14 protein-coding genes are annotated in these 17948 nt (G+C 73.1%); 5 read left to right on the top strand and 9 right to left on the bottom strand.

The genetic code is table 11. The features are described 5' to 3' along the window. Positions 1-8 precede the first annotated feature (8 nt). Positions 9-635 carry an FMN-dependent NADH-azoreductase gene (locus FED44_RS27850; protein WP_117410066.1) on the bottom strand — a complete coding sequence of 209 codons (627 nt, stop codon included), beginning with the start codon at positions 633-635 and terminating at the stop codon, positions 9-11. An 86-nt stretch (positions 636-721) separates the two neighbouring features. On the opposite strand from FED44_RS27850, the gene FED44_RS38230 reads away from it, so the two are divergent. After that, the gene (locus FED44_RS38230; protein WP_279633916.1) at positions 722-1249 is read left to right on the top strand and encodes a MarR family winged helix-turn-helix transcriptional regulator; all 528 of its coding nucleotides are present in this window, start codon (positions 722-724) and stop codon (positions 1247-1249) included. Between the two features lie 52 nt (positions 1250-1301). On the opposite strand, the gene FED44_RS27840 is transcribed toward FED44_RS38230, so the two are convergent. Then, positions 1302-2336: an isopenicillin N synthase family dioxygenase gene (locus FED44_RS27840; protein ID WP_138462576.1), complete on the bottom strand. Its 1035-nt coding sequence runs from the start codon at positions 2334-2336 to the stop codon at positions 1302-1304. Positions 2337-2489: 153 nt separating this feature from the next. Between FED44_RS27840 and FED44_RS38565 the strand changes: the two genes are divergently transcribed. After that, positions 2490-3917 (top strand): sensor histidine kinase, encoded by a 1428-nt coding sequence (locus FED44_RS38565; RefSeq protein WP_138462575.1) that lies wholly within the window; start codon positions 2490-2492, stop codon positions 3915-3917. A 20-nt stretch (positions 3918-3937) separates the two neighbouring features. Here FED44_RS38565 and FED44_RS27830 read toward each other — a convergent pair whose 3' ends face one another. Then, positions 3938-4807: a DoxX family protein gene (locus FED44_RS27830; RefSeq protein ID WP_138462574.1), complete on the bottom strand. Its 870-nt coding sequence runs from the start codon at positions 4805-4807 to the stop codon at positions 3938-3940. Between the two features lie 81 nt (positions 4808-4888). Beyond that, on the bottom strand, positions 4889-6481 hold the full coding sequence (locus FED44_RS27825) for an MFS transporter (RefSeq protein WP_138462573.1): 1593 nt from the start codon (positions 6479-6481) through the stop codon (positions 4889-4891). Positions 6482-6703: 222 nt separating this feature from the next. Between FED44_RS27825 and FED44_RS27820 the strand changes: the two genes are divergently transcribed. Then, on the top strand, positions 6704-9052 hold the full coding sequence (locus FED44_RS27820; RefSeq protein WP_138462572.1) for an AAA family ATPase: 2349 nt from the start codon (positions 6704-6706) through the stop codon (positions 9050-9052). A gap of 121 nt (positions 9053-9173) precedes the next feature. Next, positions 9174-10874, top strand: a complete 1701-nt coding sequence (locus FED44_RS27815; RefSeq protein ID WP_138462571.1) for an ABC transporter family substrate-binding protein — start codon at positions 9174-9176, stop codon at positions 10872-10874. On the opposite strand, the gene FED44_RS27810 is transcribed toward FED44_RS27815, so the two are convergent. From FED44_RS27810 to FED44_RS27790, 5 genes are all read right to left on the bottom strand, one after another. After that, positions 10862-11800, bottom strand: coding sequence for a 5-oxoprolinase subunit C family protein (locus tag FED44_RS27810; protein ID WP_138462570.1), 939 nt, complete (start codon positions 11798-11800; stop codon positions 10862-10864). The genes FED44_RS27815 and FED44_RS27810 overlap by 13 nt on opposite strands. Next, positions 11797-12420, bottom strand: a complete 624-nt coding sequence (locus FED44_RS27805; protein ID WP_117410075.1) for a 5-oxoprolinase subunit B family protein — start codon at positions 12418-12420, stop codon at positions 11797-11799. The genes FED44_RS27810 and FED44_RS27805 overlap by 4 nt, the downstream gene beginning before the upstream one ends. Beyond that, positions 12417-13175 carry a LamB/YcsF family protein gene (locus FED44_RS27800; RefSeq protein ID WP_117410076.1) on the bottom strand — a complete coding sequence of 253 codons (759 nt, stop codon included), beginning with the start codon at positions 13173-13175 and terminating at the stop codon, positions 12417-12419. The genes FED44_RS27805 and FED44_RS27800 overlap by 4 nt, the downstream gene beginning before the upstream one ends. Before the next feature lie 95 nt (positions 13176-13270). Further along, a complete protein-coding gene (locus FED44_RS27795) occupies positions 13271-14773 on the bottom strand; it encodes a hypothetical protein (RefSeq protein WP_138462629.1) in 1503 nt (500 codons plus the stop codon). Positions 14774-14984: 211 nt separating this feature from the next. Beyond that, positions 14985-15239, bottom strand: a complete 255-nt coding sequence (locus tag FED44_RS27790) for a hypothetical protein (RefSeq protein WP_182876530.1) — start codon at positions 15237-15239, stop codon at positions 14985-14987. Positions 15240-15674: 435 nt separating this feature from the next. Between FED44_RS27790 and FED44_RS27785 the strand changes: the two genes are divergently transcribed. Further along, complete coding sequence (locus FED44_RS27785) at positions 15675-17756, top strand: SpoIIE family protein phosphatase (protein WP_117410077.1); 2082 nt, start codon at positions 15675-15677, stop codon at positions 17754-17756. The last annotated feature ends 192 nt before the right edge of the window (positions 17757-17948 follow it).

Genomic DNA, 17948 nt, shown 5'->3' with positions numbered 1-17948 from the left:
CCTCCTCCCTACGCCGCCGCCAGGGACCGGACCCGGGCGCCGGCCGCCGCGTGCGCGGCGGCGAGCGACTCGGCGGCCAGGCCGCGCAGGTCCGCCATGGCCGGCGTGGTGTCGGCGAGCGTGAGCTCGGCCGCGATCACGTGCAGATCGAGGCCGAGCACCTCGCCGAGTATCCGGCGCAGGTACGGCTCGGCGTAGTCCCAGCCCTCTCGCGGTGTGCCGGGGCGGTACCCGCCGCCCTTGCTGAGCACGAGCGTGGCGGGGCGTCCGGCGACCGGGGTCTCCGCGACGCCGACGGTGCGCCCGACGATCAGGACGTGGTCGAGCCACGCCTTGAAAGTCGACGGGACGCCGTAGTTGTACATGGGCACGGCGAACAGATAGGCGTCGGCCGCCAGCAGCTCGTCCACGAGGGCGTCCTGCAGCGCGGCGGCCGCGCGCTCCTCCGCGGTGTGCTGGTCCGCCGGGCTCCATCGCGAGGTGATGGCGGAGCCGGTCAGGTGCGGCAGCGGCTCGGCGCCCAGGTCGCGGTGGCTGACCGTTCCCGTCCAGCCGTCCCGGAACGTCGCGGCGATCTCACGCGAGACCGACCCCTTGGCGCGTGCGGACGCGTCGATGTGCAGCAGATGAGACATGGCAATCGCCTTCCGTTCAGATCGTCTGTAAGTCAGACTGTCTGCATGGAAGAGTATCTGTCAAGTCGCCGGATATCATGGGAGGCGTGAGTGAACTGGCATGTGAGCTGCCCGCGGGCCTGGAGATCGACTTCGGATGGCTGCTGGGACAGGCGCTGCATGCCCACATCACCGTGACCAAGCGCGCCGCCGAGGCGCTGCCGTCCGGGCACCGCGGCTACCAGGTGCTGTCGGCGGCGGTGCACGAGAGCGCGCGCAACCAGATCGAGATGGCCCGCCAGCTGGGGCTGGACCGGACCGTGATGGTCTACCTGGTCGACGACCTGGTGAAGGCCGGGCTCGTCGAGCGGCGTCCCGATCCGTGTGACCGGCGCAACCGCCTCATCGTGGCGACCGATCTCGGCCGTGCGCGCCTGGCGGACGTCTCCGAGGCGATGGAACGCGCCGAGGCGCACCTGCTGGCCCCGCTGGAGGAGCCGGAGCGGGAGACGCTCAGGCAGTTGCTGCGGCGCGTGGTGGCGGGGCACATCGCGCACGGCGGCGAACTGCCCAGCCTGTGCGAGGTCGCGGGGAACCTGCAGGACGCGCTCCAGCCGGAGCGCCGCGACCGGTAGCCGACCGGCCGGGGCCCCGGCCGGCTCGTGCCGGCCCGGGCCGTGCCGCGGGTCACACGGTTTCGCGCCCGGCTGACGGGCGCGGCAGCACCCGGCCGCCGAGGTGGGGGAAGACCTTCGCGACCTTGGCGGTCAGATAGTCGCCGTACGTCCCGGTGAAGGCGCGCAGGTCCAGGCCGTCCCAGCGGGGACGGCCACCGTCCCGGGCGGGCCGGGAGGGAAGCGGCGGCACCTCGCAGTCCCAGCCCGGGTCGAAGAAGAAGGGGAAGGACAGCCTGCCCCGCCCCGTGTGGTTGCGCACCCGGTGCGGAGTGGACCGGTAGAGGCCGCCGGTCAGCCGGTCGAGCATGTCGCCGATGTTGCAGACCAGCGTCCCGGGGATCGGCGGCGCCTCGATCCAGCCGCGGGCCGTGTGCACCTGCAGGCCGGGATTGTCGTCCTGCAGCAGCAGCGTCAGCAGGCCGTAGTCGGTGTGCTCGCCGACCCCCCATTCGTCCGGCCCCCACTCGCCCCGTCCGGACTCGGCCGGCGGCGGGTAGTGGAAGATCCGGAACAGGACCGTGGGCGTCGCGGTGTAGCCGGAGGCGAAGTAGTCCTCCTCCAGCCCCAGGCTCAGCGCCACGCCCCGCATGACGGCCTGTCCCACGCCGGTGAGCGCGTCGATGTACGCCCGTACGGCGGCGCGCAGTTCCGGCACCTCCTCGGGATAGAGATTGGGCCCGTGCAGCGGCCGGGGATCCTCATGGCCGAGATCGGCGCCGAAGTAGAGGCCCTCCTTGAGATCGGGGCGGCCTGAGGTGAGTTCGCCCCCCACCGGGAAGTATCCGCGCCAGGCCCGTCCGCCCCGGTCCATCGAGACCCGCATCTTGTGCTCGGGCGGCAGCAGGAAGAAACGCGCGGCCGCCTCCCGGAGCAGCGCGATCAGGTCGTCCGGCACCCCGTGACCGCTGACGTAGAAGAAGCCGCTGTCGAGACAGGCCGCCTCGATCCGGCGCGCGACGGCGGCGCGCTCCCGGCCGCCGTCAGAGGTGGAAGGGCCGGTGAAAGGGCTCACGTCGATGACCGGCAACGGTCCCGCACTGTTCATACCCCCAGGTTCCACCATTCGGCCCGCCGCCCGGAAGGCGGCTTTACGCGCTTGCCGTTCGCGTTGCGCAGGGAAGGATTTACGGCAATTAGGGGTGAATCTTCAAGTTTGTACTATTGCATCCTAATTAAGGTGTTTGGCGTAGATTTCGGGATGCGGCCATGGAAGGCCGTTCCCGGAGTAGGCGGTCGCGTGGGTTTTGGGGATCAATGGTCGATCAGGAGTCGTGTCGCGCTGTTCACCGGCACGGCTGTCGCCCTGTTGTGCGTGGCGTTCTCGGTCGTTCTGGTGTGGGCGCTGCACCAGGCGGCCGGCCGGCATCTCGTCAGTGAGGTGACGGCGGCGGGTGAGCGGGCGGCCTACCAGGTGGAACGCGCGCGGGATGGAGCCGTGCTGCCGCCCGAGTCCCCGGCCCTGAAAGGGTCCGTGCAGGTGGTGGGCCCGGGGGGCCAGGTGCGTGCCGCGACGCCCGACATGCGGGGCAAGCCGCCCATGGCGCGGTTCCGTCCGGAGGCGCCGCAGCTCAGGACCGTCCAGGAGGTCTGCGGGGGCGTGTTCGGCGCGGGCCGGTGCCGCGTCGTGGTCGCGCAGCGGGTCTACCACGACGGCCAGGACTGGACCGTCTACAGCGCCGCGCCGGTGCGGACCTTCGACGTCGCGCCCGGGCTGGTGGCCGGGCTGGCGGCGGGGTCCGCGCTCGTCACCGCCGCCGTCGCGTACGGCGCCCGGCGCAGCGTCAGGCGGGCGCTCACGCCGGTGAAGGCCATCAGCGCGGAGCTCGACGAGATCAACACGTCCGAGCTCGGCCGGCGGGTGCCGGTCCCGGCGGGCAGGGGAGAGATCTACGACCTCGCCCAGAGCGTCAACTATACGCTCGACCGGCTGGAGGAGACCTTCGAGCAGCAGCGCCGCTTCACCTCCGACGCCTCCCACGAGCTGCGCAGCCCGATCACCGCGATCCGCGCGCAGGTGGAGGACGCGCTGCTGGCTCCCGAGGAGACCGACGTACGGGAGATCGGTGAGGCCGTGCTGAGGAGCATCGACCGCCTTCAGGCGATCGCCGCCGACCTGCTGACGCTGACCCGCCTCGACGCCGGCGCGCCGTGCGAACGCGAGCCGCTGGACCTCGGCCGGCTCGTGGCCGACGAACTGGGCCACCGCCGGGCCGTGCACACGATGGTCCCGCGGCTGCCCCCCGGGGTGACCGTCCGGGGCGACCGCATCCGGCTGGGCCGCCTGATCACCAACCTGCTCGACAACGCCGACAGGCACGCCGCGTCCTCGGTGAGCCTGGAGGTGCGGCGGGACGAGTCGCCCGACGGCGACCCCCGTTTCCTGTCCGGCACCGCGGTGCTGGAGGTGCTCGACGACGGTACGGGGATCCCCGGCGACCAGCGCGAGCGGGTCTTCCAGCGGTTCACCCGCCTGGACACCGCCCGGAGCAGGGGCGCCGGAGGGGCCGGGCTGGGCCTGCCGATCGCCCGGCAGATCGCCGAGAGCCACGGGGGCACGCTGACGATCATCGACAGCCCGCAGGGCGCCCGCTTCCTGCTGCGCCTGCCGCTGTCACGGGAACCCTGACCGCCCTCGCGGCGACCCCCTCAGCGAGCGGGCGGCGCCTCGGCGCGGCTCTCCGTCGTCGTGTCGTCATCGCGCCGGGTACGGCGTGGACGGGGCGCGGCGGCCCGGCGGGTCGTCGTGGAAGCCTGCCCGCCCGTGGGCGTTCCGGGGGCATCGCCGGCGGGGTCCGTCCGGCCCTCCGGTGCGGCCGCGGAGGGAGCGGGACCGGCCGGTGTCTCCGGGGCCGCCGGGGTGTCCGTACCGGCGCGGGGGCCGGTTCGCGGGCCGGGCCGTGAACCGGAGGGCCGCGCCGCCGGGTCCGGCGTGCCCGCCCCCGCGTCCTGGTCCTCCCGGGACTCGCGGGGCTGCCGGGCCTCGCCGCGTGACTCACCGGCGTCGCGGGTGCCGCGGGTCTCCCGGTCCTCGCCGGGCCACTGCGGGCGCAGTGCGGCGATCACCGCGTCGGCCTCGGCGTCGGCGGCGAACTCGCCGGCCGCCTCCGCCTCGCGGCGCTTGATGACCACCATGTGGTCCACCGAGACACGGCCGCCGCCGGTGACGGCGAGCAGCACGGACGCGGCCCCGAGCGCCACGATCAGCTCGATGGCGCCGCCCGTGAGGGGTAGGCCGGTGTCACCGGCGGTGACCACGAACACGGCGAGGGCCTCGGCGAACAGCAGCAGCCCGACGGCCGGCACGGCGAGACCCGCGATCAGCAGCGTGCCGCCCACCAGTTCGACCAGCATGGTGACGGCCGCCCAGAGGTAGGGGACGGGCGCGTGGAGTTCGGTGAACTGCGCCTGGGTGGCGTTGAGGCCGGCTTCGAGCTTCTGCCAGCCGTTGGCGAAGAAGATCCCGCCGACGCCCATGCGGGCGGCCAGCGAGGCCAGGTCGTGCAAGGTTTTCTTCACGGCTTCTCATCCTGGGGGCTGGGGGGCGGCGGCTTGCCCGGATACTCTCCCCGGCCCGGTCGCCGTCATGCGCGGACCAGGTCAGGCGTCCGCGCGCTCGGGCGCCGGGGTCTCGGTGCCGGGATCGCCGGCCGGGTGACGGGGGAGCAGCAGGGCCACGGCCAGCGCGGTGAGCGCGAGCAGCGCCACGCTGACGACGACGGTGCTGTGCAGGGCGGTGACGAAGGCCGCGCGGGCGGCGGCCAGGAGCGCGTCCCCGGTGACGCCGCCGGCCTTCCCGGCCACGTGCGCGGCCGCGGCCAGCGACTCCCGCGCCTGCGTCATTAGGCCGGACGGGACTCCGGGGACGGTTCCGAGGGACGGGGCGTACACGATCGTGGTGATCGTCCCGAGTACGGCGATGCCGAGGCCGGCTCCGAGCTCGTAGGCGGTCTCCTCGATCGCGGCCGCGCCGCCGGCCCGCGACTCCGGCGCCGAGGCCATGATCGTGTCCGACGCCGCGAGCAGGGCGACCTCGACGCCGAAGCCGATCCCCGCGAAACACGCGATGAGCATCACGGGGTGCTGCTCGGTCCCCCAGGTCAGCACCGGGGCGAGGGACAGCGCGGTGAGCGCGAGGCCGCCGCCGACCGTCGCGCGCAGCCCGATCCGCCCCAGCACGTGCGCGGCGGCGAGGCCCCCGGCGACGGCCGCGACCATCAGCGGCAGCATCCGCACTGCGGCCTCCAGCGGGGACAGCCCCAGCACGAGCTGCAGATACTGCGCCAGCATCAGCTCCAGGCCGACCAGCGCGAAGACGGCCAGCACCACGCAGCCGACGCCGGTCGCGAAGCCGCGCTGCCCGAACAGCCCGATGTCGAGCAGGGGGAAGGCCAGCCGCCGCTGGCGCAGGACGAACCAGGCGAGCATCGCGGCGCCGGCCACGAGGACGACGAGCGCCGGACCCCGGCCCAGCGTGTGCCCCGATCCCGCCTCCTTGAGCCCGAACGCGACCGACAGGATGCCGAGGGTCGACAGCGCGGCGCTGAGCGCGTCCCACGGGTGGTCGGCCCGCCTCGGCGAGACGGGCAGGATCCGTACGGCGAACGGCAGGGCCACCAGCAGCAGCGGCACGTTGATCAGGAAGACCGCGCCCCACCACAGGTGCTCGACGAGCACCCCGCCGATCAGCGGCCCGACGGCCGCGCCCGCGGCGGCCACGGCGCTCCAGACGCCGAGCGCGACGGCCCGCTCCCGCCGGTCGGTGAACACCTGCCGGATGATCGACAGCGTCGCCGGCATGATCATCGCGCCGCCGACGCCGAGGAAGGCCCGCGCCACGATCAGCGCGAGCGGCGTCGCGGCGAACGCCGCCGCCAGCGAGGCAAGGCCGAACACCACGTAGCCGCCGAGCACGAACGGCCGCCTGCCGTACCGGTCGCCCAGCGTGCCGAACGTCACCAGCAGCGGCGCGACCACCAGCGAGTAGACGTCGATGATCCACAGGAGCTGGACGGACGACGGCTCCAGGGCGGCGGTGAGCGCGGGGACCGCGATGTGCAGCACGGTCGCGTCGACCGCGATCAGGAGCAGGCTGAAACACAGCAGCACGAGGACCGACCACCGGCTGACCCGGGGCTCGCGCAGGGCGCCCGCCGCGCGGACGGTGACGGACCCGACCGAAACCATGATCATAAACCGCTCAGTGCTCGCGGCCCCGCTGGAACATGCGTGGCAGCTTAAGCCATGGGAAGGGGATCTCTCAGCCCTTCCGGTGATGTCGGGAACACAGCGCCGGTTCCGTATCGTTCCAGGTGATCACAGGGACCGGCGGGTGCCTCGTCCACCGTGCCGCGCGAGGTCCACCCATTCCCTTCCCCCGTGCGGTATAACCGGGGTCGAAGCGGGGAGGCGTCGATGCGGGACTCCGACAGAGCACGGGCGGCGAGCCTCTTAAGTCGGACTGCGGCACGTGATCTGTTCGAACAGGTGCGTTTCCGCTATTTCCACCTTCCGCCGTTCGCGCGGCGCGTGCTGTTCGTGGTGCTGCTCGTCGCCGTCATGGGCCTGGCCGCCGCCCTCAACTGGTCGCTGATGCCCACCTTCATCGGCACCGTGACCGCGCTGGCCTTCGTCGCGCTGGCGCTCAGCTATCCCCGCGCCGCCGCGACCGTGCTGGTGCTCGCAGCGTGGGGCCTGCTGCTGCCGCTGTTCATGGTGGTGTACGGCGGGCAGTCGCCCGTGCCCGGCCTGCTGATGCTGCTCGGCGTGCTGGTCGCGATCTCGGCTCACCTGATCCGGTGGGTGCCGCCCTGGCTGACGACGCTCATGTCCCTGGCGGCCGCCGGGCTGGTCGCGCTGTCGCTGTCGCCGCTGTCCTCCTCCGCCGCCCTGTGGGGCGCGTACGGCGCGGCCGCCGCGGTGCTCCTCTACCGGCTGATCCTGGCCCGCAGGGTGCGCGCCGCCGCGGAGCGCGAGCCGATCGGCGGAGAGGCCCACGAGAGGCAGCAGGTCAGGGCGGGCGGTCACCGGCCGGCCGCGGCCGAGACCGGCGACCCGCCGCCGATCACCGTCGAGCAGGCTCTCGCCGAACTGGAGTCCATGATCGGCCTCGAACCGGTCAAGGAGCAGGTGCGGGCCATCGCCGCGTCCATCGAGGCGGCCAGGCTGCGCAGGGAGGCGGGCTACGCCAACGAGCGGCCCATGCGCCACTTCGTGTTCGTCGGCCCGCCGGGGACGGGCAAGACCAGCGTGGCCCGCACCCTCGCCAAGATCTTCTACGCCTTCGGCCTGCTGGAGACGCCCTTCGTGGTCGAGGCGCAGCGGGCCGACCTCGTGGGGGAGTATCTCGGCGCCACCGCCATCAAGACCAACGAGCTCATCGACCGGGCGCTCGGCGGGGTCCTGTTCGTCGACGAGGCGTACGGCCTGATCAACTCGGGCGACGGCCAGCCCGACCGGTTCGGCGCGGAGGCCGTGCAGACGCTGCTCAAGCGGGCCGAGGACGACCGTGACCGGCTCATCGTCATCCTCGCCGGATACGAGCGCGAGACGAACGACTTCCTGTCGTCCAACCCCGGGCTGTCCAGCCGGTTCGCCACCCGGGTCCGCTTCCCCAGCTACGACCCCGGCGAGCTGCTGGAGATCACCGAGGCGTTGCAGGAGCGCCGGGGCGACCGGCTCGCCCCCGAGGCCCGTCCCGTGCTGCGCCGCTTTTTCGAGGACGTCCACCGCCGGGGGCTCGTCGACGACCTCGGCAACGCCCGCTTCGCCCGCAGCCTCGCCGAGGCCGCCGCGCAGGCGCGCGACGTGCGGGTGGTGAGCGCGGGCGGGGCGCCGCGCGGCGAGGACCTGGTGACGATCACGGCCGGCGACGTGACCAAGGCGTTCGACGAGATCACCGCGCGCTTCCGCGGCTACCAGGCCACGCCGACGCTGGACGAGGCGCTCGCGGACCTCGACCGGATGGCCGGGCTGGAGCCGGTCAAGCGGCAGGTCCACGCGATCACGGCCCAGCTCAAGGTGGCCAGGATGCGGCAGGAGCAGGGCCTGCCGGTCCAGTCGCAGATGCGGCACTTCGTGTTCGCCGGCCCGCCCGGCACCGGCAAGACGACCGTCGCGAGGATCCTCGGCCGGATCTTCTCGGCGCTCGGCCTGCTCGCCAGGCCCGACGTCGTCGAGGCGTCCAGGGCCGACCTCGTCGGCCAGCACCTGGGCGCCACCGCGATCAAGACCAACGAGCTGGTCGACCGGGCGCTCGGCGGCGTGCTGTTCGTCGACGAGGCGTACGGCCTGGTCAACGCCGGCTATTCGGGGGGAGACGCCTTCGGAGCCGAGGCCGTGCAGACCCTGCTGAAGCGGGCCGAGGACGACCGCGACCGCCTGGTGATCATCCTGGCCGGTTACGAGCGCGAGATGGACGCCTTCCTCGCCACCAATCCCGGCCTGGCCTCGCGGTTCAACCAGCGGGTGGCGTTCCCCTCCTACTCGCCGTCCGAGCTGGCCGAGATCGCCAACCTGCAGGCCGCCGCGGCCGGCGACAGGTTCGACGCCTCCGCCGGGCGCGACCTGGCCGACGTCTTCGACTGGGTCTGCCGTGAAGGACTGATCGACGGGCTGGGCAACGGCCGCTTCGCCCGCTCGTTGTACGAGCGCGCGGCGCTGCGGCGCGACGTGCGCCTGGCCGCCCAGGGCACGGCGAACGCCGCCGAGCTGACCACGATAACCAGCGAGGACGTCCGCAGCGCGGTGGACGAGCTGTCCTGATCCGCGAGTCGCCCTGATCCGGAGGAGAGCCGCGTCGCGGCGATGCGTGTCCCGCTGACGGCGATCGTCACTTCCTGCTACTAATCTACTTCGTAGGGTAGCCGGAGGAGCGGAGAGACACGTGAGACCACGATGGCCGGTCGCCCTGGCCCTGCTCGCGGCCGTGTGGGCCGCGAGCGCGTGTGGTGCGCAGCGGGGGACCGGCGAACAGGACGGCGCGCTCGCCCCCTCCCCGGTCAAGGCGTACGACATCAACCCCCTGCCCCGGGACAAGGTCAAGGACGGCGGCACCCTGCGGTGGGGGCTCGTCGACTTCCCCGCCCAGTGGAACCGCAACCACGTCGACGGCGACGGCAACGCGGTCGAGGCCGTGACCGACGCGCTCATGCCGCGCACGTTCCGGTCCGACGAGCGGGGACGGCCGTCCCTCGACACCGACTACGTGACCAACGCCCGCATCACCGCCACCTCTCCCCGGCAGGTCGTCACCTACTCGATCAACCCCAAGGCGCGATGGTCGGACGGCAAGCCGATCACCTGGAACGACTTCGCCGCCCAGTGGAAGGCGATGAGCGGGCGCGACCACGACTACCGGGTCGACGCGGCCATCGCCTACGAGAACATCCAGAGCGTGGCCCGGGGGTCGAGCGACCGGGAGGTGGTGGTGACCCTCGCCCAGCCGTTCAACGAGTGGCAGTCGCTGTTCACGCCGCTGTACCCCAGCGTGACCAACGCGACGCCGGCCGCGTTCAACTCCGACTGGATCAACCGGATCCCGGTGACCGCCGGGCCGTTCCGGGTGGAGCGGCTCGACGCCAAGGGCAGGACGGTCACCCTCGCCCGCGACCCCGGCTGGTGGGGGAACCGGCCCAAGCTCGACCGCATTGAGTTCCGGACGGTGCGGCCCGACCAGATGGTGCGCGCGTTCACCAAGGGAGACGTCGACGTGTTCGAGGTGGGCCCGTCCCCCGACGACTACGCGCGGGTCAGGGAGGCGTGGGACGCGGTGGTCCGGCAGGCCGCCGGCACGCAGTACCGCCAGTTCACCATGAACGGCGAGAGCCCGGTCCTGTCCGACGTCCGGGTGCGCCAGGCCGTCGCCGCGGCGCTCGACCGCCGCGCCCTCATGCAGGCCGACCTCAAGGGCCTCGGCTGGCCGACGGTGACCCTGGACAACCACTTCCTCATGAACAGCCAGTACGGCTACCACGCCAACGCGGCGGAGACCGGCGGCTACGACCCGGCCCTGGCCGGCCGGCTGCTCGACCAGGCGGGCTGGAAGATGTCCGGCAAGGCACGGACGAAGAACGGCAAGCCGCTCACGCTGCGCTTCGTCGTCCCCGACGGGATCCCGCCGAGCCTCGCCGAGGCCCAGGCCGCCGGGCGGATGCTGCAGCGCGTCGGCGTGCGGACCGAGGTGCGCAAGGTGTCCTTCAACGACTTCTTCGGCAAGTACCTCATCCCCGGCGACTTCGACCTCACCGCCTTCGCCTACCCGAGCACGCCCTACCCGGTGTCCGGCGCCTTCGACGTCTACGCCGACGGCGAGCGCGGCAAGGGCGACGACGTCGAGTGGTACTCCAACCTGGGGCGCAGCGGCAGCAGGCAGATCGACCAGGCCATGTACCGCGCCGGCAGCGTGCTCGACCCCGCCAAGGTGCCCGGCCTGCTCAACGACGCCGACCGGCTGGTCTGGAAGGAGGTCAACGTGCTGCCGCTCTACCAGTGCCCGCAGGGCGTGGTGGTGCGCTCCGCGCTGGCCAACATCGGAGCCGGCGGCTTCTACGACCTCAGGTACGAGGACATCGGCTACGCCTCCTGACGGGCGCCGCCGGGACGGTCCGCCGTCTCCCGGTGGTGTGCCGTCTCCCGGTGGCGGGCGGCCCGCCGTACCAGCCGGAACCGCAGCAGGTCGCCCGGCCGCGCCTGGGCGACCAGCGGCACGTCGGCGGCGGCGACGACGCCGACGACGGGATAACCCCCGGTCGGCGGGTGATCCGCCAGGAACACGATCGGCTGCCCGCCCGGCGGCACCTGGACGGCGCCGAGCGGCATGCCCTCACTGGCCAGCTCACCGGACCTGGCCCGCTCCAGCGGGGCGCCGCGCAGCCGCGCCCCGACCCGGTTGCTGTCCGCCGTGACCTCGTACGCCGCCGCGCACAGGGCCGCGAGCGCCTCCGGGACGAACCAGTCGTCGCGCGGCCCCGGCAGCACCCGGACGACCGGGTGGCGGGGCAGCGGCGGCGGGGCGGCGAAGTCCGCGATGATCGCGGCGGCCACGGCCCCGGCGCCGACCGGCAGCGTCGCGCCCGCCCGCAGCGGAGGCGGCCCGATCCCCGACAGCGAGTCGGTCGAGCGGCTGCCCAGCACCCGCTCCACGCCGATCCCGTCGCGCACCGCCACGTAGGTCCGCAGGCCCCGGCGAGGCACGCCCAACCGCAGCACGCCGCCGGGCGGCACCCACACCGGCGCGTCCGTCCCGGCCGGCCGCCCGGCCGCCTCCACCGGGCACGGCGCCCCGGTGACCGCGACCCACGTCCCGGCGGTGAAGCGCAGCGCCGCCCCGCCGAGGGTCAGCTCGATGCCCGCCGCGGTCTCCGCGTTGCCGACCAGCCGGTTCGCCAGCCGCAGGCTCGGCCGGTCGGCCGCCCCCGACCTCGGCACCCCCAGATGGGCGTAGCCGGGCCGCCCCAGGTCCTGCACGGTCGCGTACGGCCCCGGCGCCAGGACCTCGACGACGGCGGTCACCGCCCCGCCTCCGGCCGGAACCGCACCCGCGTGCCGGGCGGCAGCATCGCCGGCGGCTCGGCAGCCGCGTCCCACACCCGCACGTCCGTACGCCCGAGCAGCCGCCAGCCGCCGGGAGAGGCCGCAGGGTAGACGGCGGAGTACGACCCGGCGATCGCCACCGAGCCGGGCGGCACGCTGGTGCGGGGCACCGCCAGCCGGGGCACGTGCAGCGCCGGATCCAGGCCGATCAGGTAGGCGAAGCCGGGGGCGAACCCGAGCCAGCCCACCGTGAACTCCGAGGCGGCGTGCCTGGCGGCCACCTCCTCGGCCGGCAGGCCGCTGAGCGCCGCGACCTCCGCCAGGTCCGCCCCGTCGTAGACCACCGGGATCTCCACGAGCCGCCCCGGCCCGCCCGCGCCCGCCGGGGCGAGCGCCGTACGCAGGAGCGAGGCGAGCAGCGCCTCCAGGCGCGGCAGATCGGCGGCGGGGGCCACGACGAGCACGGTCCGCGAGCCGGGCACGACGTCCTCCACCCCCGGCGGGGGATCGGCCCGCAGCAGCGCGTCCAGCCGGTGGGCCGCCTCCAGCGAGCCGGTCTCCACCAGCAGCGCGTGCTCGCCCGCCGCCCGGATGGTCATGCGAACGGCCCCACCACGACACCCGCGTCCAACAGGGCCTGCCGGACGGCCCTGGCGATCCGCACCGAGCCGGGAGTGTCCCCGTGCACGCAGACGGACCGGGCGCCGACCCGCACCTCGCCGCCCTCGATCGTCGTCACCACGCCCTCGACGGCCATCCGCACGGCACGGGCCGCGACCTCGTCCGGGTCGTGCAGCACCGCGCCCGGCCGCCGCCGCGGCACCAGCGTCCCCTCCGGCGTGTAGGCGCGGTCGGCGAAGCACTCGGCCACCGTGGGCACGCCGTGCCGGCCGGCCACCCGCGCCAGGGCCGACCCCGGCAGCGTGAGGATCGGCAGCGCCGAGGCGGCGGGGGTGAAGGCGGTGACGGCCGCCACCACGGCCTCCGCCTGCTCCTCGTCACGGCAGGCGCGGTTGTACAAGGCGCCGTGCGGCTTCACGTACGACACCCGCCCGCCCATCGACCTCGCCATCCCGTCGAGCGCGGCGAGCTGGTAGAGCACGTCGGAGCACAGCTCCTCCGGGTCCACCTCCATCTCCCGACGGCCGAAGCCCGCCAGGTCGCGATAGGAGACCTGGGCGCCGATCGCCACGCCGCGGTCCACCGCCGCCGCGCAGGTCCGGCGGATGATCAGCGGGTCGCCCGCATGGAAGCCGCACGCCACGTTCGCGCTCGTCACCAGGTCGAGCAGGGCCAGGTCGTCGCCCAGCCGCCAGATCCCGTAGCCCTCCCCGAGATCGGCGTTCAAATCCATCACTACCACTGTGTTTCCCGCTTCGCTCATCGGGGCGCTCACACCCGGCTCGCTCGGTGGTCTCCCTGTCGGCCATGTCCATCCTGCCGCAGGGGTCAGAGGGGAGGTTCGTCGGGGATGTCGGCGATGTCGTCGAGGGCGGCGGCGAGTTCGTCCGGGTGGTCGCCGATGCGCTCGGCGATCTCGATCAGGACGTGCAGCACGTCGTGCCGGTCGTGCCCGAGGTCGAGCAGGCGCTGGGCGGCCTCCCACAGCTGGGGCGGGTCGCCGACCCACAGGCGGCTCGCGATCTCCTCGTGCCAGGCCAGGTGCTCCTCCAGGTCGGCGCGGCCCAGCTCGCCGGTGTGGTCGATCTCCAGCAGGATCCGCCGGTCCGCCTCGTCCGCCGGGTTGAGCAGGTCGAGGTTGGTCGCGCCGCGCATGCCCTGGAGGAGGGGGAACGCGAAGGCCCGCCGGGCCAGCGCCGACAGGTCGCCGTCGGGCAGGAGCCGTTCCACGAGGGAGCGGTCCAGCCCGAAGGTGGCCGGGTCCCGGTAGGCCTCGGTGAACCGGCCCATGGCCTCCCAGACCGCGTCGAGCGTCGCCCGCACGCCCTGCTCCGGCAGCCCGATCCGGGGCCCCGCGAAGCGGACCCACGCCGACAGCACGTGCGGCATCGCGTCCTGCTCGGCCGGGGTGAGCAGGACCTTGCGCGGCAGCCAGTCCAGCAGGAACGTCTCGCACTTGGTGGGGCTGACCCGCGTCGGCCGGCCGAAGTCCTGGTCGCAGCCGTACTCGATGATGTGGTCGGCGCACCGCGAGGCGGCCGACGGGTCCGACAGGTTCTCCGCCGCGTCGGAGGCGAGGAACTCGGCGGCCAGCATCGCGCGGCGGTCGCGGCTGTAGGGGGCCTCGGTGTGCGCCGGGGCGGGCCGCAGGCGCCCGGGCGGCAGCGCCTTGATCCTGGCCCGCGCGAAGGCGTGGTAGGCGCTGTAGCTGTCGCTGACCAGCTTCGGTCCCTTGCGGTTGTGCGCGGCGGCCCTGGCGGCCTTCATCGCGAACTCCAGCAGCGCCCGCGCCTGCTGCGGCTCCAGTTCCTCGAACCGGAGCAGCTCGTTGCCGGACGCCTCCTGCCTGGCCTGGTCGAGCAGCTTGTCGACCTGGGAGGACACCCAGGCGTCCCGGGCCATGCCGCCCATGTTGTAGTCGACGACCACGACCAGCGCGTGCCTGTCCTCGCCGTTGTAGGCGAAGGTGCAGACCACGGTGTCCTGGTCGCCGTACACGTCCCTGGAGACGTAGCAGCCGGCTGGCTTGACCGCGCCGACGCGGTCCGCCCAGCGGGGCCGGGCGACGCCGGACTCCATCAGCGCGAGCGCCGCGCCCTCCGCCTTGGCCGCCTGCCGGGCGGTGCCGAGGTAGGCGACGGAGACGAGCAGGGACAGGGCCGCGGGCGTGCCCGCCTTGGCCGCGTAGTCGACCAGGCCCTCGCCGAGGATCTGCTCGACGTCGCCGCCGCGCAGCCGCCTGCCCCACCAGGCGCCGAGCATGTCGGAGACCATGAGCTCCGCGTCGAGCGGGCTGCGCACGGCCAGCAGCTCCCTGGCCGCCAGCAGCATCTCCGCGAACACGTCGTCCGGCGGCCGGGTCCCCCGGGGGTCACGTCGGCGCCGGTGACTCACGAGATCTCGCTCCGCTCGCTCACGGTCACCACCCTCTCGCATTCGCGCCGGGAAGGGCACCATGAACGCGGCCCGGTGACTTCCCCGTTATCTGCCGCTCCCGCCCCTGCCGTGCCGTACGGCCGCCGCCGGCGCGCCGTACGGCGCCTCAGCGCCGGGAAGGCGGCGCCGAGTTCACCAGTCCCAGGAGGCGCTCACGGGCCACCCTTCCGGCGATCTCCGGTGTGACCGCCACCCCCAGGTGCTCACCGCAGGCCCAGGCGTCGGCGACGCAGCGGGCGACGGTGGACAGGGGAACGGTCAGGAACTCCGCGGCGAGCCGGTTGACCACCGGTTCCACCAGCTCCCGGAGCCTCGGCTCCGGCGATGGGCCGCCATCGATTCGTGCTGCGAGTACGGGCATCGACTGCATTCCTCGCTGAATGGGGACCTGCCGCCCCCAATTCCACCTCTTTCCGCGGCTGTGTCAACCCTCCGTTCGTCATGCTCCCTGCCAGTTCGCCGCCCTGCTCGCCGTCCACCGGTGTCCAGGGGCGACGGCGGCCCGCGTCCGGGCACTCGCGGCCCACCTCTCCGAGCACTACGATGGCCCGGCCGACGCCGTGAGCCTGCGACCGGTCCCCGCGACCAAGCAGGAGGCGAAGCGGGCGGCCAAGAAGTAGGCCGGATCTTCCTGCGCGAGGTGCCGGTCTTTTGACAGGATGCGTTGACCGCATGGCTGGCGGGGCTTCCGTCCGCGCATGCCGATCGCCGATGATGTAGGGCAGATCGCGCTACCAAACACAGTTATGGAGATGTGCCTCGTGGGAGACGCTGGCACGCGACGGAGGTGCCGACCATGAGCGCCGAAACCTCCGTGCCCCGGCCCCGGGAGTCCGGTTTGGACATCTCAGACTCCGACCTCTTCAGAGGCCTGATGTCGGAGGCGCCTTTCGCCTTCGCGTTTTTCGACCCTTCAGGGCGGTTCGTCCGAGTCAACTCGACCTTCACCGAGCTGACCGGTCATCCTGTCGAGCTGCATCTCGACCGCCTCCCGGCCGAGCTGCTGCCGGCCGATCTGACCGCGCTGATCGAGTCGGCGCTGCGCCGGATCGCCGACGAGGGCCTGCCGGTCACCGACCAGCCGTACCCGACCAGGGCGGAGAACGGCGACGCGCGGCACTGGACCGTGTCGTTCTTCCCGCTCCGCGGTGACGACGGCGTCCTCGGGACCGCCCTGTTCGGGGTGGACCTGACCGAACGGCAGATGAACAAGGAAGTGCTGGAGCGCAGCGAGGAACGCTACCGCTCTCTCGTGGAGTCGCAGCAGCAGCTCGTCTGGATCACCTCGCCGAACGGCGGGGTGATCGAGGACGCGCCCCAGTGGCGGGCCGTCACCGGCCAGGGCCTGGAGGAGTACCTCGCGCACGGCTGGCTGGAGGCGGTGCACCCGGACGACCGCCCCGGCACCGACGAGGCGTGGCGCGAGGCGCTGCGCGGCCGGACGATGTTCGAGTGGAGCTACCGGGTGCGCACCCGGGCCAGCGGCTACCGGCACTTCGAGGTGCGGGCCGTCCCGATCATGCGGCTCGGCCGCGTGGTGGAGTGGGTCGGCGCGAACACCGACGTCACGCCGCAGCGCGAGGCCGAGGACATGCGGGGACGCCTGACCGACCAGCTCGGCGCGGCCGCTCTGCGCACGGCCCGGCTCCAGGGCGCGACGGCGCAGCTCGCCGAGGCGCTGACGGTCGAGCAGGTGGTGCAGGTGATCATCGACGTCGGGCGGACGGCGCTGGCCGCCGACCACTCGGCCGTGGCCCTGCTCGACGACAACAGGGCCACCCTGAAGGTGATCAACAGCGGTGGCACCCCCGACGCGCCGGGCGAGGACATCGACCTCGCCCACCCCAGCGTCATGACGATGGCGGTGAACAGCCGCAGGCCCGTCTTCGCCGAGTCCCTGGACAGCCTGCGCATCCAGCTGGTCGACGCCGGCGCCGACGAGACGCAGATCGCCAAGTTCCTGGAGCAGACCGAGGAACGGGCCTGGGTGGGCCTGCCGCTGCTCGCGGCCGGTCGTGCGCTCGGCGCGCTGCGGTTCTCGTTCAACCGGTCGCAGAAGATCTCGCAGGAGGACGGCGTCTTCCTGGAGGCGCTCGCCGGTCAGTGCGCGCTCGCGGTCGAGCGGGCCACGCTGTTCGAGCGTGAGCACCGGACCGCTGAAACGTTGCAGCGGAGCCTGCTGCCCGACCGGCTGCCCGTGGTGAGCGGCCTGAAACTGGCTCAGCGCTTCCGCTCCGGCTCCCGCCACGTGCAGGTCGGCGGTGACTGGTACGACGCGTTCGTCCTTCAGGACGGGCGGGTCGCGGCCGTCGTCGGCGACGTCATGGGCAAGGGCGTCAAGGCCGCCGCGGGAATGGGCCGGATCCGCAACGCCATGCGCGCCCTCGCCCTGACCAACCCGCCGCCCGCGGCGGTGCTCACCGGGCTGGACCGGGTCTTCGAGGCCACCGAGGAGGAAGAGCAGGTCACGACGCTGGCGTACATGGTCGTCGAGCCTGGAACCGGGGAGGGCACGCTGGCCCTGGCCGGTCACCCGCCACCGCTGCTGGTCTCGCCGCAGGGCGTCGGCCTGCTGCACGAGACCGAGCCGGGCACGCCGCTCGGCTGGGCCACCAGCCGCAAGCAGTACCGGTTCTGCGTCCCTCCGGGGCACACGGCCGTGCTGTACTCGGACGGGCTCGTGGAGAACCGCAAGCGCGGTCTGGACGCCGGGCTCAGGGAACTCTCAAGCGTCGTGGCCGAAGCGCCGCCGGAAGTCGTAGCCAGTCCACATATGCTGCTCGATTTCCTGGTGGAGCGCATGCTGTCCGGGTATGAACAGGATGACGACGTAACGGTACTCGCGGTCCACGTCCCACCGGCCACGAAGAGTGACTGAATGAAACAGTCATAACGGTTGCTTTCGGGTATCAGTGACCTCCGTCCGTACGCAGTAGTCTCTCGGTCGGCCTAGGGTGGAGGAGCAACCGGCGGGACGCGGCCGTATCACGGACCTTGGCGTGCCACAATGGCATGTCGCGGTTCGCGCGACCACACCACCGGAAAAGAAGAAGAACCTGGGTCCATTCTC

Origin of the sequence: Microbispora triticiradicis, assembly GCF_005864065.1 — a bacterium.
Classification (GTDB): domain Bacteria; phylum Actinomycetota; class Actinomycetes; order Streptosporangiales; family Streptosporangiaceae; genus Microbispora; species Microbispora triticiradicis.
Note: the sequence above shows the minus strand (reverse complement) of the source record. Positions and strands in the feature narration are given on the sequence as shown.

Excerpts from the sequence above, each read along its gene's own strand:
- FED44_RS27800 (WP_117410076.1), bottom strand. The coding sequence starts at position 13,175 with ATGGATTTGAACGCCGATCTCGGGGAGGGCTACGGGATCTGGCGGCTG.
- FED44_RS27820 (WP_138462572.1), top strand. The coding sequence starts at position 6,704 with ATGCGGGACTCCGACAGAGCACGGGCGGCGAGCCTCTTAAGTCGGACT.
- FED44_RS27840 (WP_138462576.1), bottom strand. The coding sequence starts at position 2,336 with ATGAACAGTGCGGGACCGTTGCCGGTCATCGACGTGAGCCCTTTCACC.
- FED44_RS27805 (WP_117410075.1), bottom strand. The coding sequence starts at position 12,420 with ATGACCATCCGGGCGGCGGGCGAGCACGCGCTGCTGGTGGAGACCGGC.
- FED44_RS27795 (WP_138462629.1), bottom strand. The coding sequence starts at position 14,773 with ATGCTGCTGGCGGCCAGGGAGCTGCTGGCCGTGCGCAGCCCGCTCGAC.
- FED44_RS27790 (WP_182876530.1), bottom strand. The coding sequence starts at position 15,239 with ATGCCCGTACTCGCAGCACGAATCGATGGCGGCCCATCGCCGGAGCCG.
- FED44_RS27850 (WP_117410066.1), bottom strand. The coding sequence starts at position 635 with ATGTCTCATCTGCTGCACATCGACGCGTCCGCACGCGCCAAGGGGTCG.
- FED44_RS27785 (WP_117410077.1), top strand. The coding sequence starts at position 15,675 with ATGAGCGCCGAAACCTCCGTGCCCCGGCCCCGGGAGTCCGGTTTGGAC.
- FED44_RS38565 (WP_138462575.1), top strand. The coding sequence starts at position 2,490 with ATGCGGCCATGGAAGGCCGTTCCCGGAGTAGGCGGTCGCGTGGGTTTT.
- FED44_RS27825 (WP_138462573.1), bottom strand. The coding sequence starts at position 6,481 with ATGATCATGGTTTCGGTCGGGTCCGTCACCGTCCGCGCGGCGGGCGCC.